Raw genomic sequence first — 18,706 nt, forward strand, 5'->3', positions numbered from 1 at the left:
ACAGGCAGCACCCACAGCGTCATGGCCGGGCTTGTCCCGGCCATCCACGTCCTTCCACGCAGCACGGAGAACGTGGCTGCCCGGGACAAGCCCGGGCATGACGACCTCTGCTGAATGCTCAAATGGGATTGCCCCGCGCAAGCGAGGAGAGGTGAAGAGCTAAGCCCCAATCCTCCGCAAGGCCTCTGCGACCGTCACGATCGGCATGTTGCGCTCTCCGGCGGCCTCAAGCGCGTGACGCATCAGGTCCGGAGTGCAGCCATAGGGGCTCGGCGCACTCGCGACGTCGTGACCATAGAAGATCAGCCATCCGCCACTCGCGACCGCCTCGTCGAAATAGCGATCGACGCCCGCTTTATCGATCTCGCGATCGATTAAAGGCGAAGCGCGCAGGAACTGGAGGTCGATGACGCCGCTGTTGACGCCGGGAAGAATGCCGCGCGCCGAACGGAAGGCCTTGGCGAGCTGCGGCTTGCGCCAGACCGAGGCAAGCCCATAGGGATAGGCGAAGTTCTCCAGCCTGATGGAGGAATCGATCGCGCGAAAATACGAGCGGTTCCGCTCGATCTCGCGCGCCATGGCGGCCTCGTCGAGATTGGCCGAGCTCTTGTGCGAGAAGGTATGGCAGGCAATCTCATGACCGGCGCGATGCAGCCGCACGATCGCGTCGTCCGACAACCCATGCCAGTGGTCCGACGACTGACCGATCAGGCTACCGGCGAGATAGAACGTGCCCCGGCCGCCATGCCTCTCAAGAAGCTCGGCGCCCTCGCCTGCGGCGCTGTCGGGAGCATCGTCGAAGGTGAAGCTCACGATCGGCATATGCGACGCAGGCAGCCGGTGCGGCGCGGCGCGGAAATGCCGGGCCAGCCGATTGCTCACGCGTCCCTGGAGTGCCGACCACACGACTGCGTTTCCCGTAATTGACGTATGTCCGCACTGAAACATTCGCGCGCCTAGTGAGGCAAGCCTAACGCTTGGGTAATCCTAACGCGGAATCAATATCCATCGGCTAGCCCGCGGAGACCGACCCACCGGCTTCCACGCTGAGGTACCGCAACCAATTGCGAAAAAGCACTGCCGCCGCGCTGCCTGCACCGATATCAGCGCGCAAATTCAGTCCAGGCAGCTCGTTGGTGAGCGCCGGATGGCGTTGGTGCTCCGCCTTCTTCTGGAAGCGGGCCAGTTTCTCTTCCGTCGCTGCGTCAAAATAGCTCACGGGCAGGCGCGGATAGTTCTCGCGCTCCCGCGCCAGATAGCGGCCGACGTCGCGCAGATATTCGCGCTGGAGCGACAGCGCGTCGTATTCCGGATGGCCCTGGAAGAATACGAAGCGGCTGGCATATTGGCGAATGAAGACATCGACGCCCGCCTGAGCCGAGCGCGTCAGCACCTGATAACCGGCCTGGACCAGGTCGCTCTCCACGATCTCGTTCAGGCGCGAATGCGAGACCTTCAGCGGCGCCGGCGCGGTGCGCGTCAGCGGATCGCGCGTCACCACGTCGCAATCGAAGATGCCGTGGCATTTGCCCGGCAGCCGCCGCCGTACGATGCCGTCCAGGTGCAGCACCGCCGCGTGCGCGGCAAGGCACGACCAGATCGTCGAGCGCGTGTTGGCCTTGGCCCAGTCGATCAGCTCGGTGAGGTCGCGCCAGTACGGCTCCTGGTCGAGCTCGGCTGCGACCGGCTCCGCGCCCGTCACGATCAAGCCGTCGAATTTCCGGCGCTTGAGGTCAGACACGTCGGAATACTCGCTCTCGACATGCCACTTCGCTTCCGGCGAACGCTTCACGCTGGGAAGCGAGAAGCAGTGGAAGCGGATGCGGCACGGGCCGGCTGCGGCCTGGAGCAGCTTCATGAACTGCCGCTCGGTCGCCTTCAGCGCCGGATCCGGCATGTTGTTGACGAGCCCGATCGTGAGCTCGGCGCCGTGATCGCGCGCGAGATCGCGCTCGGTCGGCACCAATGCCGGGCCCGAGATGACTTGATCCCTGTCGATCAAGATCGTCATTGGCGAGGCGGCCTACTCCGCGGCCTCGAGGCGCGCCGACCGGCAGGCCTTGTCCAGCGCCTGGTCAATGTCCTCGATGATATCGGAGACGTGCTCGATGCCGATCGAGAGCCGGATGGTCTCCGGCAGCACGCCGGCAAGGCGCTGCTGCTCCGCCGACATCTGGCGGTGGGTGGTCGAGGCCGGATGGCAGGCCAGCGACTTGGCATCGCCAATATTGACGAGGCGGGTGATCAGCTTCAGCGCATCATAGAAGGTCTTGCCGGCCTCCATGCCGCCCTTGATGCCGAAGGTGAACAGCGAGGAGGCGTTGCCGTCGAGATATTTCTGCACCAGCGGATAATAGGGACTGTCGGCAAAGCCGGTGTAGTTGACCCAGGCGACGCGCGCATCCTTGCGGAGGAATTCGGCGACCTTGCGGGCGTTCTCGACATGACGCTCCATGCGCAGCGCCACGGTCTCGATGCCCTGGAGCAGCAGGAAGGCGTTGAACGGCGACAGCACCGAGCCCATGGTGCGCTGATAGACGCTGCGCGCCCGCTCGATGTAGGCGGTACGGCCGAATCGCTCGGCATAGACGAGGCCGTGATAGGACGCATCGGGCTTGTTGTAGGCCGGGAAACGTTCGGCATATTTGGCCCAGGGGAAGTTGCCGGAATCGACGATGGCGCCGCCGAGCGTGGTGCCGTGACCGCCCAGGAACTTGGTCAGCGAGTGCACGGCGATGTCGGCGCCGTAGTCGAACGGCTTGAGCAGGATCGGGGTTGCGACCGTGTTGTCGACGATCAGCGGCACGCCATGCGCGTGCGCGATTCTGGCCAGCGCCTCGATGTCGCAGACATTGCCGGCGGGATTGCCGATGGTCTCGGCGAACACCGCACGGGTGTTCTCGTCGATCAGCTTCTCGATCGCCTCCGGCTTGTCGCTCTCGGCGAAGCGGCCGGTGATGCCCTGCCTCGGCAGAATGTGCGAGAGCAGCGTATGCGTGGTGCCGTAAAGCTGCGGCACGGAAACGATGTTGCCGCCGTGATCGGCGACGTTGACGAAGGCGAAATGCAGGGCCGCCTGGCCGGTCGCGACCGCGAGCGCGCCGACGCCGCCTTCGAGCTGGGCGATGCGCTTCTCCAGCACCGCGCTGGTCGGATTGGCGATGCGGCTGTAGCGGAAGCCCTCGGCCTCGAGATTGAAGAGCGCCGCGCCGTGATCGGCGCTGTCGAAGGCGTAGGCCGCGGTCTGGTAGATCGGCACGGCAACCGCGTGCGTGGTCGCTTCGGGCTCGTAGCCGGCGTGAATAGCGATCGTCTCGTTGCGCATCGTGCCACCTCCGCGTGGAGCGGTCCGCACTTATTGGCCTAGAATGAGGCATGTGCGTTGTCCGCCGTCCCTCTGTTAGAGGCGGGTGGTAAAGCGGACAATAATTCGCTTAGAGATCGAGGAAGTAACCCTAACCGTTATTGGCGAATTGGCCGGAATTCGGGTTAAATTGCATTAATCAATCAGCGGCGGCGATGTCGGCCACCGATCCTCCATGGGATCAACGGAGCCTTACTCTGCAGCCAATGCCGCTTGCAGGTCCGGCTTCTCGCGCGAAGCCTCATGCATATCGTCTGCGGTCGGCTTGATGCGGAACCACGCGGCATAGAGCGCAGGAAGGAACAGCAAGATCAGAACCGTTCCGAGCGCAGTGCCGCCGATCAGCGTGTAGGCCATCGATCCCCAGAACACGGAATGGGTGAGCGGGATGAAGGCCAGCACGGCAGCCAAGGCGGTCAGGATCACCGGCCTCGTGCGTTGCACCGTGGCTTCGATGACGGCGTGATAGTCGTCAAGGCCCGCGGCAAGATTCTCCTTGATCTGTTCGGTCAGGATCAACGTGTTGCGCATCAGGATGCCCGCCAGTCCGATCAGGCCCAGGATCGCGTTGAATCCGAACGGCTGGTTGAAGATGAGCAGTGCCGGCACGACACCGACTAGGCCGAGCGGTCCTGTCAGGACGACCATCGCCATCGTCGAGAAGGACCGCACCTGCAGCATGACGACAATCAGCATCGCGGCGATCATGGCCGGGAAGATCGTCGCCAGCGCGTCGTTGGCCTTGGTTGCTTCCTCGATCGATCCACCCAGCTCGATACGATAGCCGGCCGGAAGGGATGCGATCAGGGGCTGCAGGGCTGTCTTGATCTCCTTGGAGACTTCCGGAGGTTGGGTCGCCTCATTGATGTCGGAGCGTATGGTGACGACGGGGGTGCGATCGCGCCGCTTCATGATCGGCTCTTCGAGTCGGATTTCCGAATGACCGACCTGGTCGAGCGGAATCGCGCGGCCGTCGCGGCTCATCAATGAGAAATCCGCCAGACGCGCCGGATCGAGCCGCTCGCCACCCGCGCTGCGTGCCACGATGGGGACATTGCGGATGTCCTCGCGGACCTGCGTCACGGCGATGCCGGTGAGCAGGAACTGGAGCTGGCGACCGACCTCGGCCGGCGAAAGGCCGATCAGGTTCAGTCGATCCTGATCCGGCACGAAGCGAAGCACAGGTGTGCGATCGCCCCAATCCCGATTTGCCTGCCGCGCGTCATGAACGCCACGCATCACTTCGAGAGCCTTTTGAGAGATGGCGTACAGTTGCGCGGGATCCGGCCCCATCACACGAAACTCGACCGGGAACGGCGTATAAGGTCCGAACACGAGTTGGGTGACGCGCACATTGGCCTCGGGTGCAAGGCCCTGCGACACGCTTTGTCGGAGCCGGTGCTTCAAAGCCTCGCGCGCTTCCGCGTCAGGCGTCAGGACGATGATCTTTGCGAAGGCCGGATCGGGCAGCTCGGGCGCCATCGCGAAGAAGAAGCGCGGCGCACCCTGGCCGACATAGCTGGTGATGATCTTGGCCTCGGGTTGATCGTGCAGCCAACCCTCGAGCTTCTCGACAGTGGCCGTCGTCGTCTCGATGCTGGTGCCCTCAGGCAGACGAACCTCCACCAGCACTTCCGGGCGGTCAGAGGTCGGAAAGAACTGCTGCTTGACACCACCCATGCCGACGACGGAAAGCGCGAAGGCGACGGCGACGATGCTGCAGGTCAGGAATTTATGGCGGACGGCGAGGGTGATCACGCCTCGCAGGCGCTGATAGTTGGGCGTGCCGTAGATCGCATGGTGACCGCCTTCGACCGGCTTGATCGCGGGCAGCATCTTGACGCCAAGATACGGCGTGAAGATCACCGCGACGATCCAGGAGACGATGAGGGCGAACCCCACGACCCAGAAAATGTTGCCGGCATATTCACCGGCCGTCGAGCGGGCAAAACCCACCGGCAGGAAGCCCGCGATCGTCACCAGCGTTCCGGACAACATGGGTGCCGCGGTGTGGCTCCACGCATAGGCGGCCGCCGAGATGCGGTCCATGCCCTCTTCCATCTTCACGACCATCACCTCGATGGCGATGATGGCGTCGTCGACGAGGAGACCGAGTGCCAGGATCAAAGCGCCGAGCGTGATGCGGTCGAAGAACCGGCCGGTCTCCAGCATGATCAGGAACACGACGGCGAGCGTCAGGGGCACGGCCGCCGCGACGACGATGCCGACGCGCCAGCCGAGGCTGAGCAGGCTCACCAGCAGCACCACGCCGAGCGCCATCGCGAACTTCATCATGAATTCGTCGACCGCCGAGGTGATGTTGACGGCTTGGTCGCTGACCTTGGCCAGGGTCATCCCGAGCGGCAGCGTCCGGGCGATCGCCGCGGACCTCTCCTCCAGCGCCTTGCCGAGCGCCAGACCATTCCAGCCCTCCTGCATCACCGCCGCGAGCATGATCGTGGGCTCACCCTGGTGCCTGATGATGTAGGTGGGGGGATCCTCGTAGCCGCGGCGGACCTCGGCGATGTCGGACAGCTTCAGCGTCCGCCCGGCAGCGACGATCGGCGTGTCGGCGATCGCCTGGACACTGTCATAAGCGCCGTCGACGCGGATGAAAACCTGCGGGCCCTTGGTGTCGATCGAGCCTGCCGGTGTCACCGTGTTCTGCCGCTGCAAGGCAGCAACGATGTCCGTTGCCGACACGCCCAAAGTTGCCAGTTTGGCAAAGGAAAACTCGACGAAGATCTGTTCGGGGCGTTCGCCGAGGATGTTGATCTTCTTGACGCCGGACACGTGCAGGAGATCTTGACGAATGACCTCGGCCTGCCTTGCGAGCTCGCGCATCGGCATGCCCTTGGCCTTGAGCGCATAAAGCGCGAAGCTCACATCCGAATATTCATCATTGACGAAGGGGCCGAGCACGCCAGAGGGCAGCTTGCGCGCTTCATCGCCCAGCTTCTTGCGGGCCTGATAGAACTCCTCCTGCACGCTCGATGGCGGCGTGCTGTCCTTCAGCGTCACCGTCATGTAGGCATAGCCGGGCCGCGTCGTCGTCTCCACCCGATCGTACCAGGTCAGCTCCTGAATCCGCTTCTCCAGGGGTTCGGCGACCTGGTCCTGCATCTCGCGTGCGGTGGCACCCGGCCACACGGTGGTTACCGTCAGGGTCTTGATGGTGAAGGACGGGTCTTCGGCCCGTCCGAGCTTGAAGAAGGCGTAGGCGCCCGCGGCCGCCAGCAGGAGGATGAAGAACAGGGTGACGGCCCGCTCGCGAACGGCGAGCGCGGAAAGATTGAAGCTCATCAGTTGCTCCTGCTGTCCGCGGCAGTCCTGACGTGGGCACCTTCGTGCAGGAGATGAGCGCCGAGTGAAACGATCTGGTCACCGGACCTCGATCCGGAGATAACGGCCGTCTCGCTGGTCGCACGCAGAAGCTTGACGGGCTGCAGGCGTACGGTCGAGGTCGCACCGTCGAAGACCCAGATGCCGGTCGTTCTGCCGTCGTCGAGCACGGCTCCCAACGGCACCTGGACTTCCGGTTGACTGTCCTGGCTTGCAAGCCGAATGGTGACCGTCGCGCCAAGCGGCGCCGCCGCGGCCTCACCATCGAGCACGTAGCGGGCCTCATAGGTCCGCGTCTGCGGATCGGCGGAATCCGACAACTGACGAAGATGTGCGGTATGGCGGCGTCCGTCGCTTCCATACAGACTGGCCTCCGCGAGCGAACCGATCGCCGGCCGGATCGTCTCTGGAAGTGCCACCACGGCTTCGCGAGGACCAGACTGTGCCAGCCGAACGACAGCCTGGCCGGCGGAGACGACTTGTCCGGGCTCACCAAGCGTCTGGGTGACCGTTCCGTCGGCATCAGCAACCAGGACGGAATAGGTCGCCTGGTTCTCGGCAACCCCTGCATCGGCTTCCGCCGCGGCAAGCTGCGCTTTGGCGGTGTCTGATGCGGCCTTCGCCTGCTCGTAGCGTTGCTTTGACGTCCATCCGTCGTTCATCAGATTGGCGTAGCGCCGCTCGTCGGCATCGGTCTGCACGACAATTGCGCGCGCAGCGGCAACGGCGTTGCGCTTCGCGGTGAGCGCGAGACGGAGATCGGTTTCGTCGATCCGCATCAGCGGCTGGCCGGATTTGACCTGCTCGCCGACATTCACGAGTCGTTCGACGATCTTCCCGGCGACGCGAAAGCCGAGATTGCTTTCCACGCGCGCGCCGATGGTCCCGGTAAAACCGCGTTCAGATCCGCCGACCCGATTGGGGGTCACCAGACGGACCATCGGTGGCTCCTGCCTGGGGTCGCTAACTGCGGAAGCTTCATGGGCGGGAATCGCAAGAGCAACGAAAGTCGCCACCCCCGCCGGAATCAGAATACCGGCGAGCACCGCAACACCCCTTTTCATGGCCGTCTCCATCGAGAGTTAGATTACATACGAACTCTATACATAGATTAGATTTCGTTCGCAATCTAAATTGCGGCGGATAACGGGAGCGTGATCCCCCGAGCGGGGGTTTTCCTCGGGCAGCGGTCAAATTCCTGAAGCTGATAGATTGCAGTTGAACTCTATACTTGTTATAGAGGTCAAACGAAATCCAAATGGAGGTCCACGATGCGAGTGAGTCGCACTCAGGCAGCCGAGAACCGTCAAACCGTGATCAATGTGGCCAGTCGCCTCTTCAGGGAGCGCGGCTTTGATGGCATCGGCCTCAAAGATCTGATGAAGGGAGCCGGCCTCACCCAAGGTGCCTTCTACAAGCAATTCGCTTCGAAAGAGGATCTGGCGGTCGAGGCGTCCAGGCGCGCATTGGAAAGCGCGTCCCGCCGATGGTCCGACGCGGCCACGGCACATCCCGATGATCCGCTCGGCGCGGTAATCTCGTTTTACCTCAGTGGCGACCATCGCGGAGAAAGGATGGACGGCTGCCCGATCGTGGCGCTCGGCGCAGATGCCGCCCGACAAGGCCCCGAGGTGAAGGCAGAATTCGAAGCGGGGATCAAGGCGCATCTCGACGTGCTCAGCCGCTTCCTAGCCGGAACCGGCGAGGAGGCCTCGCGCGGCAAGGCCATGGCCATCCTCGCGACGATGATCGGCGCGGTGACGCTGTCGCGCGTCGTCAACGACCCCGATCTGGCTCAGGCGCTGTTGGATGCCGCGGCCGAGCAGGTTCGCGACACCGCAGCCGCTTGAGTGGATGGGCCGGTGTTCCGATTGAATGGGCGAGAGCCCACTCGCTGACTCCAGATAGATGAGAAGAGAACGATGTCGAAAGAAGCAACGGATAGCTTCGCCGGAAAATGGGCGCTGGTCACGGGGGCGTCGAGTGGCCTCGGCCTCGAATTCGCAGATCTCCTGGCAGCGCAGAAGGTCAATCTCGTCTTGGCGGCTCGACGGCGGGAGGCGATGGACAAGCTTGCCTCCGATCTCCGCAGCAAATACGGGGTGGATGTGCTGGTCGAGGCGATCAATCTTGCCGCGCCGGACGCGGCCAGCCGCTTGAAAAGCAGTCTCGACGCGAGGTCCGTGACGATCGACATTTTGGTGAACAATGCCGGCTTCGGCTTGCACGGCGATTTTTTGGACACGCCGATCGAGCAGACCGCGAACATGATCCAGCTCAACATCACCACGCTCACAGAGCTGACCTATCTATTCGGCCGCGACATGGCTCAGCGGCGATCCGGACATATCCTTCTGATCGCCAGCCTCCTGGCCTTCCAGGCCGTTCCCAGCTATGCGGCCTATGCGGCGACCAAGGCTTACGTGCTGGCCTTTGGCGAGGCCCTGCATGACGAACTCCGCCCACATGGTGTGGTCGTGACCAGTCTTTGCCCGGGACACACGGCGACAGGCTTTGATGCGGCAGCCGGCGCAACCGCATCGGGCTTGCTTCGGCTCCTCACCATGAAGCCGCGTCCGGTCGCCACGAGCGGCATTCGGGCGCTCATGCAAGGAAAGGACACCGTGATCGCAGGCCTGTCGAACAAGATGGCTGCCTTTTCAAATCGTTTGACGCCGCGATCAATGCAAAGGGCCACGATGAAGAGGATAATGGACGCCTAACGCCTAGAGCGGCGGCATGTGGGCGCTTGTCGACCCGCGTTCTACCCACGTGGTTCGGACGCGGCTAAACCGACATATGCGACTGTCTCGATCTAGCTCTTCAGCGCAGCAGAGCTTCAGCTTGCCGAGACGCCGCCCGCGAGCCACCCTCTCCCGCAAGGAGATAGGGGTAAGATCATCGCCCTACCCCATTTTCTCCCACAGCCGATGCGTGAGCACGCCAACCCGCTTCTCGATCGCGCCAGCGGCATCGAGCGCAAGATCCTCGCGATAGCGCCCGGCAATGAGCTGCACGCCGATTGGCTTGCCGTCGTGGAGGGCCACAGGCACCACGGCGCCGGGAAGGCCGAGCACGTTGATCGCCGAGATGAAGCGGATCTCGCCCCAGAAGATCTCGCGCACGCGCTCGGCGCTGACGGCGTCCTCGCGCGGGCCCGGCGTCGGCTTCACCGTGGTCGGCGCCAGCACGACCGGATAGTCCTCGAAGAACAATTGCCAGGCGCGGATGTGGCCGTTGCGCGCGGCGGTCGCCTGCATCCAGGCCTTGAGATCGAGCACGTTGGCCTTGGCCTTCATGCCGCCCCAGGCCTTGTGAAAGTCCTCCGAGGTCACCTTCAGCATGGCGGCTTCCTGCATCATCACCGTCTCGTTGGTGATGATGTCGCACCAGGTCTGCCAGACGCCGTTGATGTCGGGCACCTCGACCTCGCTGACGCGATAGCCGGAGCGTTCGAGATGATCGGCGGCCTGGCGCAGCGCCGCGGCGACAGAGGGATCGACGTCCATGTCCTCGGGGATCTTCGCCAGCGCGACCTTGATCGGCCCCTTCGGCTTGGGTCCGATCAGCGGTGCCGGCACCCACCAGGGATCGCGCGGATCGCGCTGGCTCATCGCCTCCAGCGCGAGGCGGACGTCGGCGACATGGCGGGCGAGCGGCCCCTGCGCCGACATCAGATGCGCCAACATCGGCCGCTCGGCCGTTGCGCTTCCGTTGAAGGCGGGGATGCGGCCCTGCGTCGGCTTGATGGTGGCAACGCCGTTGCAATGCGCAGGCCAGCGCAGCGAGCCGCCGATGTCGTTGCCGTGGGCGATGGTGCCGATGCCGGCGGCGACCGCCGAACCCGCACCGCCCGACGAGCCGCCGCAGGTGATGTCGGGATCCCAGGGATTGAGCGTCAGCCCGTGCAGCGGATTGTCGGTGAAGCCGCGAAAGGAGAATTCCGGCGTGTTGGTGAGCCCGATGACGATGGCGCCGGCCTTCTTCAGGTTGCGCACCACGGGCGCATCCGACGGCGCGATCAGGTCCTTGTTGGCGGGCACGCCGTTGAAGTTCGGCCGGCCCTGGTAATCGACGTTTTCCTTGATCGTGATGGGCACCCCATGCAGAAGGCCGAGCGCACCACCCTTGGCGCGTTGCTTGTCCGCGGCGTGCGCCGCCTTCAGCGCCTCCTCCGAGAGATCGACGACGACGGCATTCAGCTTCGGATTGACCACGCGCATCCGTTCGAGATGCGCCTCGACGGTCTCGGTTGCGGAGATCGCGCCGGAGCGGATCGCAGCGGCGGTCTCGACCGCCGACCATTGCCAGATCGACCCCTTGGGACGGCGTGCCGCAGTCGATTTGCGCGCGGCGACCTTCTTGGCTGGCTTGATCGTTTTCGCAGCGACGCCCTTTCGGGCTGAGGTCTTCTTGCTCGATGCCTTCTTGCTCGTCTTCGTTGCCGCTTTCCTGGAAGCACTTTTCTTCTTGGTTGCCGTCTTCTTCGCCACGTCGCATCTCCTGAAATTGTGCGGCGGAGGTTACGGACGACGATGAGGCGTGTACAGCCGCGTTTCTGCATGACGCATTGCGACGGTACACCGATGCGACGAATTGCCTGCGTCCCTGGCCTAAACAGGCGGCGGATTCAGCCGGGCAAAGCCCTGTTGGATGCGATAGGGGTAATAGGGATAGGGCGGCATCACCGCGCTGGCGTCGTCGAGACGCTTGATCTGATCCGCGCTCAGCGGCCAGCCTACTGCGCCGAGATTGTCGCGCAGCTGCGCTTCGTCGCGAGCGCCGATGATGACGGAGGCGATCGTGGGGCGGCTCAGCAGCCAGGCGATCGCGACCTGTGGCACGGTGCGGCCGGTCTCCATCGCGATCGCGTCCAGCACGTCGACGACGGCGTAGAGCGTCTCCTCGCGCACCGGCGGACCGAACTGTGCGGTCGCGTGCAGGCGGCTGTTCGGCGGCAGCGGCTGGCCGCGCCGGATCTTTCCAGTAAGGCGGCCCCAGCCGAGCGGACTCCACACCAGCGCACCCACCCCCTGGTCGCGCGCGAGCGGCATCAGCTCCCACTCGTAGTCGCGGCCGAGCAGCGAGTAGTAGACCTGGTGCGCGACATAGCGCGGCCAGCCATGCCGGTCCGCAATGGCGAGCGACTTCATCAGCTGCCAGCCGGCGAAATTAGAGACGCCGACATAGCGCAGCTTGCCGGCGCGCACGAGCGTATCGAGCGTGGACAGCACCTCCTCGATCGGCGTGAAGGCGTCGAAGGCGTGGAGCTGAAGCAGATCGATGTGGTCAGTGCCAAGCCGGCGCAGCGCCGCGTCGACCGAGGTCAGCAGTCGCTGCCGCGACGAGCCGGCATCGTGCGGCCCCTCGCCCATCGGCAGGCTCATCTTGGTCGAGATCAGCACCTTGTCGCGGCGGCCCTTGATCGCAGCACCGAGAATCTCCTCGGAGGCGCCGTTCGAATAGACGTCGGCGCTGTCGAACAGATTGACGCCGGCTTCGAGGCAGATATCGACGAGCCGGCGGGCCTCTTCGACGCCGCTGCGTCCCCAGGCGGAGAACAGCGGGCCTTGGCCGCCGAACGTGCCGGTGCCGAAGCTGAGGACGGGAATTTTGAGCCCGGAAGCGCCGAGATTGCGGTATTCCATGATCGCTCTCCTATTCCGCCGGGCACGCCGCAACGACGGCCTGCCTGCGGTCGAGCTGAAGGCTCCACAGCGCCAGCACGAGGCCGATCGCGGTGATGCCGGACGCGACCAGCGGCAGCGCGGAAAGGCTGAACCCGCGATCGATGGTGACGCCGCCGGCCCAGGCGCCGAGCGCGTTGCCGAGATTGAACGCGGCGATGTTGAGGCTGGAGGCGAGCGTGCGGCCACTGGGACCGGCAGCTTCCAGCACGCGAAGCTGAAGCGGCGCGACGGTTGCGAAAGCGGCGACGCCGAGCAGCAGGATCAGCACGATCGCGGGGATCTTGGCCGACAGCACCGCAGCAAGGCCGAGCAGCACGATGGCGAGCGCGGCGAGCGTGCCGATCAGGGCGCGCGCAAGACCGCGGTCGGCGAGCTTGCCGCCGGCGACATTGCCAATCGCGAGCCCAACGCCGAACACCAGCAGGATCGGCGACACCGCGGCCTCCGAAAAGCCGGTGAAGCGCGTCAGGATCGGCTGGATGTAAGTGAACACGACAAACAGGCCGGCGAAGCCGAACACGGTCATGGCAAGGCCGAGCAGGACCTGCGGACGGCCGAGCACCGCGGCCTCGTCGGCGAGCGAGACCGGCTTGTCGCCACGGCCGACGTGACCGGGGACGAGCACGGCGACCACCGCGAACGCAATCACGCCGATGGCCGTCACCGCCCAGAATGCCGCGCGCCAGCCGAGCATCAGACCGAACCAGGCGCCGAAGGGCACGCCCAGAAGGGTCGCCACCGTCAGGCCGATGAACATGGTGGCGATCGCGGAGGCGCGCTTGTCCTCGGCGACGAGGCTGGTGGCGACGACCGAGCCGACGCCGAAGAACGTGCCGTGGGCGAGCGAGGTCAGCACCCGCGCCGCCATCAGCAATTCGTAAGTGGGCGCCAGCGCACAGGCCGCATTGCCGAGCGTGAAGACCGCCATCAACGCCAGCAGCACTGCTTTCCGCGGCATTCGCCGCATCGCCAGCGTCAGCACCGGGGCACCGACGAACACGCCGAGGGCATAGCCGGAGATGAGCAGGCCTGCGACAGGCACCGAGACATGCATGTCGGCCGCGACCTGGAGCAACAGGCCCATGATGATGAATTCAGTGGTGCCGATGCCGAAGGCACCGGCGGTGAGAGCTAGAACGGCGGGAGGCATGCGTGGCTCCAATGGATGAGACGAGCCATGCAGATAGCGGCACTGCCGCAGAACCATTAGAATGTCCGCAATCCAATCATTTGTGACGTGAATTCAATATGGCCCGTTTCGACACCAACCGCTCGGCCGAGATGGAGGTCTTCGTCCGCGTCGTCGATCTCGGCGGCTTCACCCAGGCCGCGAGAAGGCTGCGGCTGACCCCGTCGGGCGTCAGCAAGCTGATCTCGCGGCTGGAGGCGCGCCTCGGCGCGCGGCTCGTCAACCGGACCACGCGCAAGCTGACGCTGACGGAGGAAGGACGGGCCTTCTACGAGCGCGCGGTGCGCATCCTCGCCGAGATGGAGGAGGCCGAGCGCGAGGCGGCATCGGGGGCGGCGCCGCGCGGCCGCCTCACGGTCAACTGCAACATTCCCTTCGGCATGCTGCATGTGATGCCGCTGATCCCGCGCTTTCTGAAGCAGCATCCGGACGTCACGCTCGATCTCGTGCTGACCGATACCGTGATCGACCTGATGCAGGAGCGCGCCGACGTCGCCATCCGCGTCGGCCCGTTGCGGGCATCACGTCTGATCGCGCGAAAACTCGGCACCAGCCGCATGGTCGTGGTCGGCGCGCCGGACTATCTCGCTCGCTGCGGCACGCCGAAGATTCCGGCCGACCTCGCCGAGCACCGCGGCATCGGCTGGACCTTTCCACGCAGCATCCGCGGCTGGCCGTTCAGGCGCGGCGACCACGCCGAGGAGGCCCTGCCCCCGCCCGTCGCGCGCGTCAGCGACGGCGAAGCCGCCCGCCGCCTCTGCCTCGGCGGCGTCGGTCTCGCCCGCCTCGCCCTCTTCCACATCGGTCCCGACATCGAATCCGGCCGCCTCGTCCCGGTGCTGCAGAACTACAATCCCGGCGACCGCGAAGACATCCACGCCGTCTATGTCGGCCACACCGCGCCGTTGCCCGCGCGCGTGCGCGCGTTCATCGATTTCCTCGCCGAGCATGTGCGGGTGAGCGATCCCGCGCTGAAGCGCGCGGGAGATGGGAGGTGGAGGGTGGCGGGATGAGGCAGATGGCGGAGGGTTCAGAAGAAAGTTCGACGCCGGCGTGCCAAGCCGAAGCAAACGGCGACGAGCCCGCCTTCGCCTTGCGGACTTCGGCGCGACAGCCTTGCGCAAACTGCTTTTTTGAAGGCATGGCGGCTTCGAGAGGGCGGACGACAACGCAAAGCTCGGGCGAGATCAGCCGCGAGAATGCGAAGGCGTGTCTGCGAGTTGGAGAATTACGATTCCGCCGGCTTTGCCGGGCTGCGCGGCAAATAAATCCTGACGGTCGTACCGAGTCCTTCCTCACTATGAATTGTGATGTGTCCGCCCGACTGCTTGACGAAGCCAAACACCATGCTCAGCCCAAGGCCCGTCCCCTTGCCGACCTCCTTGGTGGTGAAGAACGGATCGAAGACTCGTTCCAGAAGTTGAGCGGCTATGCCGACGCCGGTGTCGCGGACAGCGATCATGAGATAGTCGCCGGCCACCACATCCCCATTCGTGCCGAGGTCGCGCTGGTCGAGCGAGATGTTGCGCGTCTCAAACATCAGCGTGCCACCATTCGGCATGGCGTCGCGGGCGTTGAACGCGAGGTTCAACAGTGCCGTCGTGAGCTGATCGGGATCGGCGCGCACGGTCCAGACGCCCTCGGCCAGCCTCGTGCTGATGATAATTCGCTCGCCCAGGGTGGGCCCGAAGAGCTTTCCGGCCTCACGCACCAGCGCGTTGGCGTCGATGTCCCGCGGCTGGAGCGGCTGCTTGCGAGCGAAGGCAAGAAGATGCTTGGTCAGCCCGGCCCCCCGTTCCGCCGCTTCATCGATCAGCCGCGTGATCGCCAGCAGATCGGGCCGGTCCGCAACGGCCCGTGCCAGGACGCCGATCGTGCCGGTGATCACGGTCAGGATGTCGTTGAAGTCGTGGGCGACGCCGCCGGTAAGCTGACCGATCGCTTCCATCTTCTGCGCCTGCCGCAGCTGGGCTTCCATGGCGTTGCGATCTGTGACGTCTCTGATCGCGGCCACGACCGACGTCGTGCCGGCGAATTCGATCGGGCTGATGCTGATCTCGGCCGGGAATTCCGTTCCGTCCTTGCGCCGGCCGCAAAGGGCAACCCCGGCGCCCATCATCCGCGTCCGCGGACCCGCGAAGAACCTGTCCACGTTCTCGAGGTGACCGATCCAGAACCGCTCCGGGATCAGGACATTGAGCGGCTTTCCCAGCAGTTCTGCAGATGCATAGCCGAAGACGTCAACGACCCGCTCGCTTGCAAATTCTATCGAGGCTGCCTTGTTGACCACGATCACCGCGTCCGGGCTGGCGATCACGGCACTGCGGAATTTGGCTTCGCTCAAGCGCAGATCGGCTTCCGCCCGGCTTCGCAGCTCGAGCTCCTCGTTCAGCACCTGCAATATCCGATCGACCGTCTCTTCTCTGACACCGTGCTTGAAAGCCGCCCTGAGCTCGTCCCAAATCATTCGACACCCTGTCGCGCCAGCGTCCTCGAAACGACCTGCTTGTGGACCGAGAGTCCGATGCACACATCCGAAGAAGACGGATCTCGACCAGTGTGATCGATATCGGGCCGAGATGGAAAGGACAGGCTCCCACCCGGCGGCAGTTGAGAACAGCGAAGTGCTTGATCCCTGTTATTAACCTGCATCAAATTCGCAGCGTAACCATGTACCTCTCGAGACCAGCCTGGTCGCTCGTGTCCTCTCCTCCGACCGGCACAGCGCCTCGTATCGGACATTTGCGGATTGCCATTCAATCCGGCCTAGCCGAAAATGAGATGCAGTATCCGTCGATGCCTGCAGCGATTGAAAGCGCTGCACCTCCCAGTGAAGCGGCCTTCCGGTTGATCGAACGTGTGGGCGATAGTGCAGTGAGCATGAGGATGCCTTCCAATCCGGAGCCGATTACCAGCCGTGCCGCTAACGATCAGTCCCGAGCAGGTCCCGCTCTACGCGCCTGGTGAAATCCTCGCTCAATCCGACAACGGGGATCCGCGCCGACGCGTGGTCTTTCGTGAGTTCCGCTACGGGCCCCTCTTCGTCGAGGGGCCGGCGATCGATAGCCTTCTCATCGTCGTCTATCGCCACGGCCAGTCCCGCATGCGCCGACTTTGCGAAGACGGCTGGAAAGATGCCCTCGTTCGCCCGCGCATGATCTCGATCCTGGGTACGGGGACACCGTCGCGCTGGGAATGGGATCAGCCGATCGAAGTCTCGCATCTTTACCTTTCGAGCGAACTCCTCAGCGAGACATGCGCAAGTGCATTCGAGCAGGATTACCGGCGGCTGAACGCGAAAGATGCGCTCGAGGTCGACGACGGCAAGCTGCTCGCGCTTGCGGACGTGTTGATCGACGAACTGCGAGTCCCTTCAGCCGGAGGAACGCTGCTTATTGACACGCTGGCGCAGGCGCTGTCTGTTCGCTTGCTCCGGGATTATCATCAAGACCGCAAGCAGAAATCGGCGCCCGCCTGGCAGCTGACCGCCGCCCAGAAGCTGCGGGCGCTCGACTTCATCGAAGCGCACCTGTCGCGAGACTTCGATCTGGAGCAGCTTGCGCGTGAAGCGGGCATCAGCGAGTACCATTTCATTCGCTGTTTCAAGGTGTCCTTCGGCCTCAGCCCCCACCAATTCGTCATCAGAAAACGTCTCGATCGTGCGCTCGAAATGATCCGGACCTCGCCTGCACCGCTTTCGGAGGTTGCCGTTTTGTGTGGATTCAGCGACCAGTCGCATATGACCCGCGCGTTCAGGCGGATCTTGAAGACGACGCCGGGCGTCATTCGGTCGTCGGCCAAATCGCAATAATCGTCCGAATGATCGCAATATTGTTCTATTTCCGCCCCGCTCGTCCCTAGCACTCTAGCGCGATCCTTCATCCGCCAGTAGGAGCCGCGGGCGCAGCGTGGCGTGTTCTCTCCAAGCATGAACGTCGATCTGTGCGTCTCCTGTCCGAATAGAGGTCGAGGTTTCTGCGGTGCCGCAATGGCCTTGGAGAGTGGCGTTGCTCGCGGGAATTTGGGCAAGCACTTCAAGGTGGCGCGCAAAGGCCACATCGTCTCGCTGGCAAAGCCGCGCCCGGACCAGGTCATCATCGTCTGTGAAGGCTGGGCGTTCGAATATCTCCCATTGACCAAAGGCCGCCAACAGATTCTGGCTTTTCTCTCTGCGGGAGACATGCTGTTTCCGGGCGATATCCTGGGCCAGCAAGGCGAGTCCTCAGCGCGCGCGCTGACCGACGTTCAGTTCGGCATTTTCTCGATGGCCGCGATCAAGGACCGCATTGTCCGGGAACCTCAACTGGCGATGGTGATCTCCGAACTGCTCGGCGAGCGGCTTCGCGAAGCGAACCAGCTTCTGACCGCGGTTGCGCAGAAGTCGGCGGAGGAGCGCGTTGCGTGGTTCCTGCTGCATTTCACGTCTCGACTGCGAAAGTGGAGTGCGGATGAATCCGAGCGCTATTTATTCCCATTTCTGCAGCAGCATATCGCGGATACGGTTGGGCTGACGGCGGTCCATGTCAGCCGAACCATGGCGACTTTTCGCGCGCGCGGTTGGCTGCGGCTTGACACCGGCTTCCTGGAGATTTTGAACCGCAGGGAACTGGAGCAAATCTGCCAATTCACTTCGAGCAGGTGATACGGGGCAATGAGCGGCGCACAGTTAACATGGATCAACTGCCGCATATGGCTCCTTAAGCAAATGGCGCGAGGGTGAACCGGTCGGCCGACTGACGACGCATTTGGGGGGCCCAGGCGTGTGGGGAAGGCGAGGGGATCAAATGAACGTCGTTCAACTGTCGAGCAGGCAGCCTGCAAATAGGCCGCCGGACACCTGTGCAGAAGTGGGAAGTGCGGACGAGGCTGCCTTTCGACTGACAGTCGCATCGAAAACATCGGCTGCGCTCGCAGCGGCATCGCGTGCAGTGTTGGCAACTGCGAGGTTGATTCAGGACCTCTCAAGGCAGCCGCAGTTAGTCGACAAGGCGGTTCTAGCCCAGGCCCTGCACCGACTGGATCAGCAGCTCGAGGCACTGAAGCGCCTCCATGAGCGGATCAGGACCCTCTGAAGAGGTGAGCCCGTAGCGCTCTGGCTTCATTGGCAGTGCGGCCTCTTCG

The 18,706-nt window shown here is 64.0% G+C and carries 13 protein-coding genes and 1 pseudogene; 5 read left to right on the forward strand and 9 right to left on the reverse strand.

Going from position 1 to position 18,706, the window contains the following annotated elements; genetic code table 11:
- Nucleotides 1-159: 159 nt before the first annotated feature.
- The 5 genes from E4K64_RS35250 to E4K64_RS35270 form a co-directional block, all read right to left on the reverse strand.
- Nucleotides 160-906 carry a polysaccharide deacetylase family protein gene (locus tag E4K64_RS35250; protein ID WP_135167381.1) on the reverse strand — a complete coding sequence of 249 codons (747 nt, stop codon included), beginning with the start codon at nt 904-906 and terminating at the stop codon, nt 160-162.
- A gap of 106 nt (nt 907-1,012) precedes the next feature.
- Nucleotides 1,013-2,011 (reverse strand): homoserine O-succinyltransferase MetA, encoded by a 999-nt coding sequence (gene metA, locus E4K64_RS35255; RefSeq protein WP_135167382.1) that lies wholly within the window; start codon nt 2,009-2,011, stop codon nt 1,013-1,015.
- A gap of 12 nt (nt 2,012-2,023) precedes the next feature.
- Nucleotides 2,024-3,325 carry an O-acetylhomoserine aminocarboxypropyltransferase/cysteine synthase family protein gene (locus E4K64_RS35260; RefSeq protein WP_135167383.1) on the reverse strand — a complete coding sequence of 434 codons (1,302 nt, stop codon included), beginning with the start codon at nt 3,323-3,325 and terminating at the stop codon, nt 2,024-2,026.
- Nucleotides 3,326-3,556: 231 nt separating this feature from the next.
- Complete coding sequence (locus E4K64_RS35265; RefSeq protein ID WP_135167384.1) at nt 3,557-6,667, reverse strand: efflux RND transporter permease subunit; 3,111 nt, start codon at nt 6,665-6,667, stop codon at nt 3,557-3,559.
- Entirely contained in the window at nt 6,667-7,770 is a 1,104-nt protein-coding gene (locus E4K64_RS35270) for an efflux RND transporter periplasmic adaptor subunit (protein WP_135167385.1), read from the reverse strand. The genes E4K64_RS35265 and E4K64_RS35270 overlap by 1 nt, the downstream gene beginning before the upstream one ends.
- A gap of 207 nt (nt 7,771-7,977) precedes the next feature.
- Between E4K64_RS35270 and E4K64_RS35275 the strand changes: the two genes are divergently transcribed.
- Together E4K64_RS35275 and E4K64_RS35280 are read left to right on the forward strand one after the other, a co-directional pair.
- The gene (locus E4K64_RS35275) at nt 7,978-8,556 is read left to right on the forward strand and encodes a TetR/AcrR family transcriptional regulator (protein ID WP_135167386.1); all 579 of its coding nucleotides are present in this window, start codon (nt 7,978-7,980) and stop codon (nt 8,554-8,556) included.
- Nucleotides 8,557-8,628: 72 nt separating this feature from the next.
- On the forward strand, nt 8,629-9,429 hold the full coding sequence (locus E4K64_RS35280) for an SDR family NAD(P)-dependent oxidoreductase (protein WP_135167387.1): 801 nt from the start codon (nt 8,629-8,631) through the stop codon (nt 9,427-9,429).
- A 183-nt stretch (nt 9,430-9,612) separates the two neighbouring features.
- On the opposite strand, the gene E4K64_RS35285 is transcribed toward E4K64_RS35280, so the two are convergent.
- The 3 genes from E4K64_RS35285 to E4K64_RS35295 form a co-directional block, all read right to left on the reverse strand.
- A complete protein-coding gene (locus tag E4K64_RS35285; protein WP_135167388.1) occupies nt 9,613-11,199 on the reverse strand; it encodes an amidase family protein in 1,587 nt (528 codons plus the stop codon).
- A 120-nt stretch (nt 11,200-11,319) separates the two neighbouring features.
- Nucleotides 11,320-12,354 carry an aldo/keto reductase gene (locus E4K64_RS35290; protein ID WP_135167389.1) on the reverse strand — a complete coding sequence of 345 codons (1,035 nt, stop codon included), beginning with the start codon at nt 12,352-12,354 and terminating at the stop codon, nt 11,320-11,322.
- A 10-nt stretch (nt 12,355-12,364) separates the two neighbouring features.
- Nucleotides 12,365-13,546: an MFS transporter gene (locus E4K64_RS35295; protein WP_167772423.1), complete on the reverse strand. Its 1,182-nt coding sequence runs from the start codon at nt 13,544-13,546 to the stop codon at nt 12,365-12,367.
- A gap of 98 nt (nt 13,547-13,644) precedes the next feature.
- On the opposite strand from E4K64_RS35295, the gene E4K64_RS35300 reads away from it, so the two are divergent.
- Nucleotides 13,645-14,598: a LysR family transcriptional regulator gene (locus E4K64_RS35300; RefSeq protein WP_135167391.1), complete on the forward strand. Its 954-nt coding sequence runs from the start codon at nt 13,645-13,647 to the stop codon at nt 14,596-14,598.
- Between the two features lie 239 nt (nt 14,599-14,837).
- Here E4K64_RS35300 and E4K64_RS35305 read toward each other — a convergent pair.
- Nucleotides 14,838-16,052 (reverse strand): annotated as a pseudogene (locus tag E4K64_RS35305) (ATP-binding protein); the annotation flags it as partial.
- A 450-nt stretch (nt 16,053-16,502) separates the two neighbouring features.
- Here E4K64_RS35305 and E4K64_RS35310 point away from each other — a divergent pair.
- Both E4K64_RS35310 and E4K64_RS35315 read left to right on the forward strand, forming a co-directional pair.
- Nucleotides 16,503-17,396: a helix-turn-helix domain-containing protein gene (locus E4K64_RS35310; protein WP_135167393.1), complete on the forward strand. Its 894-nt coding sequence runs from the start codon at nt 16,503-16,505 to the stop codon at nt 17,394-17,396.
- 117 nt (nt 17,397-17,513) lie between these two features.
- Entirely contained in the window at nt 17,514-18,227 is a 714-nt protein-coding gene (locus E4K64_RS35315) for a Crp/Fnr family transcriptional regulator (RefSeq protein WP_135167394.1), read from the forward strand.
- The last annotated feature ends 479 nt before the right edge of the window (nt 18,228-18,706 follow it).

Source organism: Bradyrhizobium frederickii, from assembly GCF_004570865.1.
GTDB classification, from domain to species: domain Bacteria; phylum Pseudomonadota; class Alphaproteobacteria; order Rhizobiales; family Xanthobacteraceae; genus Bradyrhizobium; species Bradyrhizobium frederickii.

What these genes read in the sequence shown, in the direction of transcription:
- E4K64_RS35265 (WP_135167384.1), bottom strand. Translation starts at nt 6,667, where the DNA reads ATGAGCTTCAATCTTTCCGCGCTCGCCGTTCGCGAGCGGGCCGTCACC.
- E4K64_RS35290 (WP_135167389.1), bottom strand. Translation starts at nt 12,354, where the DNA reads ATGGAATACCGCAATCTCGGCGCTTCCGGGCTCAAAATTCCCGTCCTC.
- metA (WP_135167382.1), bottom strand. Translation starts at nt 2,011, where the DNA reads ATGACGATCTTGATCGACAGGGATCAAGTCATCTCGGGCCCGGCATTG.
- E4K64_RS35295 (WP_167772423.1), bottom strand. Translation starts at nt 13,546, where the DNA reads ATGCCTCCCGCCGTTCTAGCTCTCACCGCCGGTGCCTTCGGCATCGGC.
- E4K64_RS35270 (WP_135167385.1), bottom strand. Translation starts at nt 7,770, where the DNA reads ATGAAAAGGGGTGTTGCGGTGCTCGCCGGTATTCTGATTCCGGCGGGG.
- E4K64_RS35315 (WP_135167394.1), top strand. Translation starts at nt 17,514, where the DNA reads ATGAACGTCGATCTGTGCGTCTCCTGTCCGAATAGAGGTCGAGGTTTC.
- E4K64_RS35260 (WP_135167383.1), bottom strand. Translation starts at nt 3,325, where the DNA reads ATGCGCAACGAGACGATCGCTATTCACGCCGGCTACGAGCCCGAAGCG.
- E4K64_RS35275 (WP_135167386.1), top strand. Translation starts at nt 7,978, where the DNA reads ATGCGAGTGAGTCGCACTCAGGCAGCCGAGAACCGTCAAACCGTGATC.
- E4K64_RS35280 (WP_135167387.1), top strand. Translation starts at nt 8,629, where the DNA reads ATGTCGAAAGAAGCAACGGATAGCTTCGCCGGAAAATGGGCGCTGGTC.
- E4K64_RS35300 (WP_135167391.1), top strand. Translation starts at nt 13,645, where the DNA reads ATGGCCCGTTTCGACACCAACCGCTCGGCCGAGATGGAGGTCTTCGTC.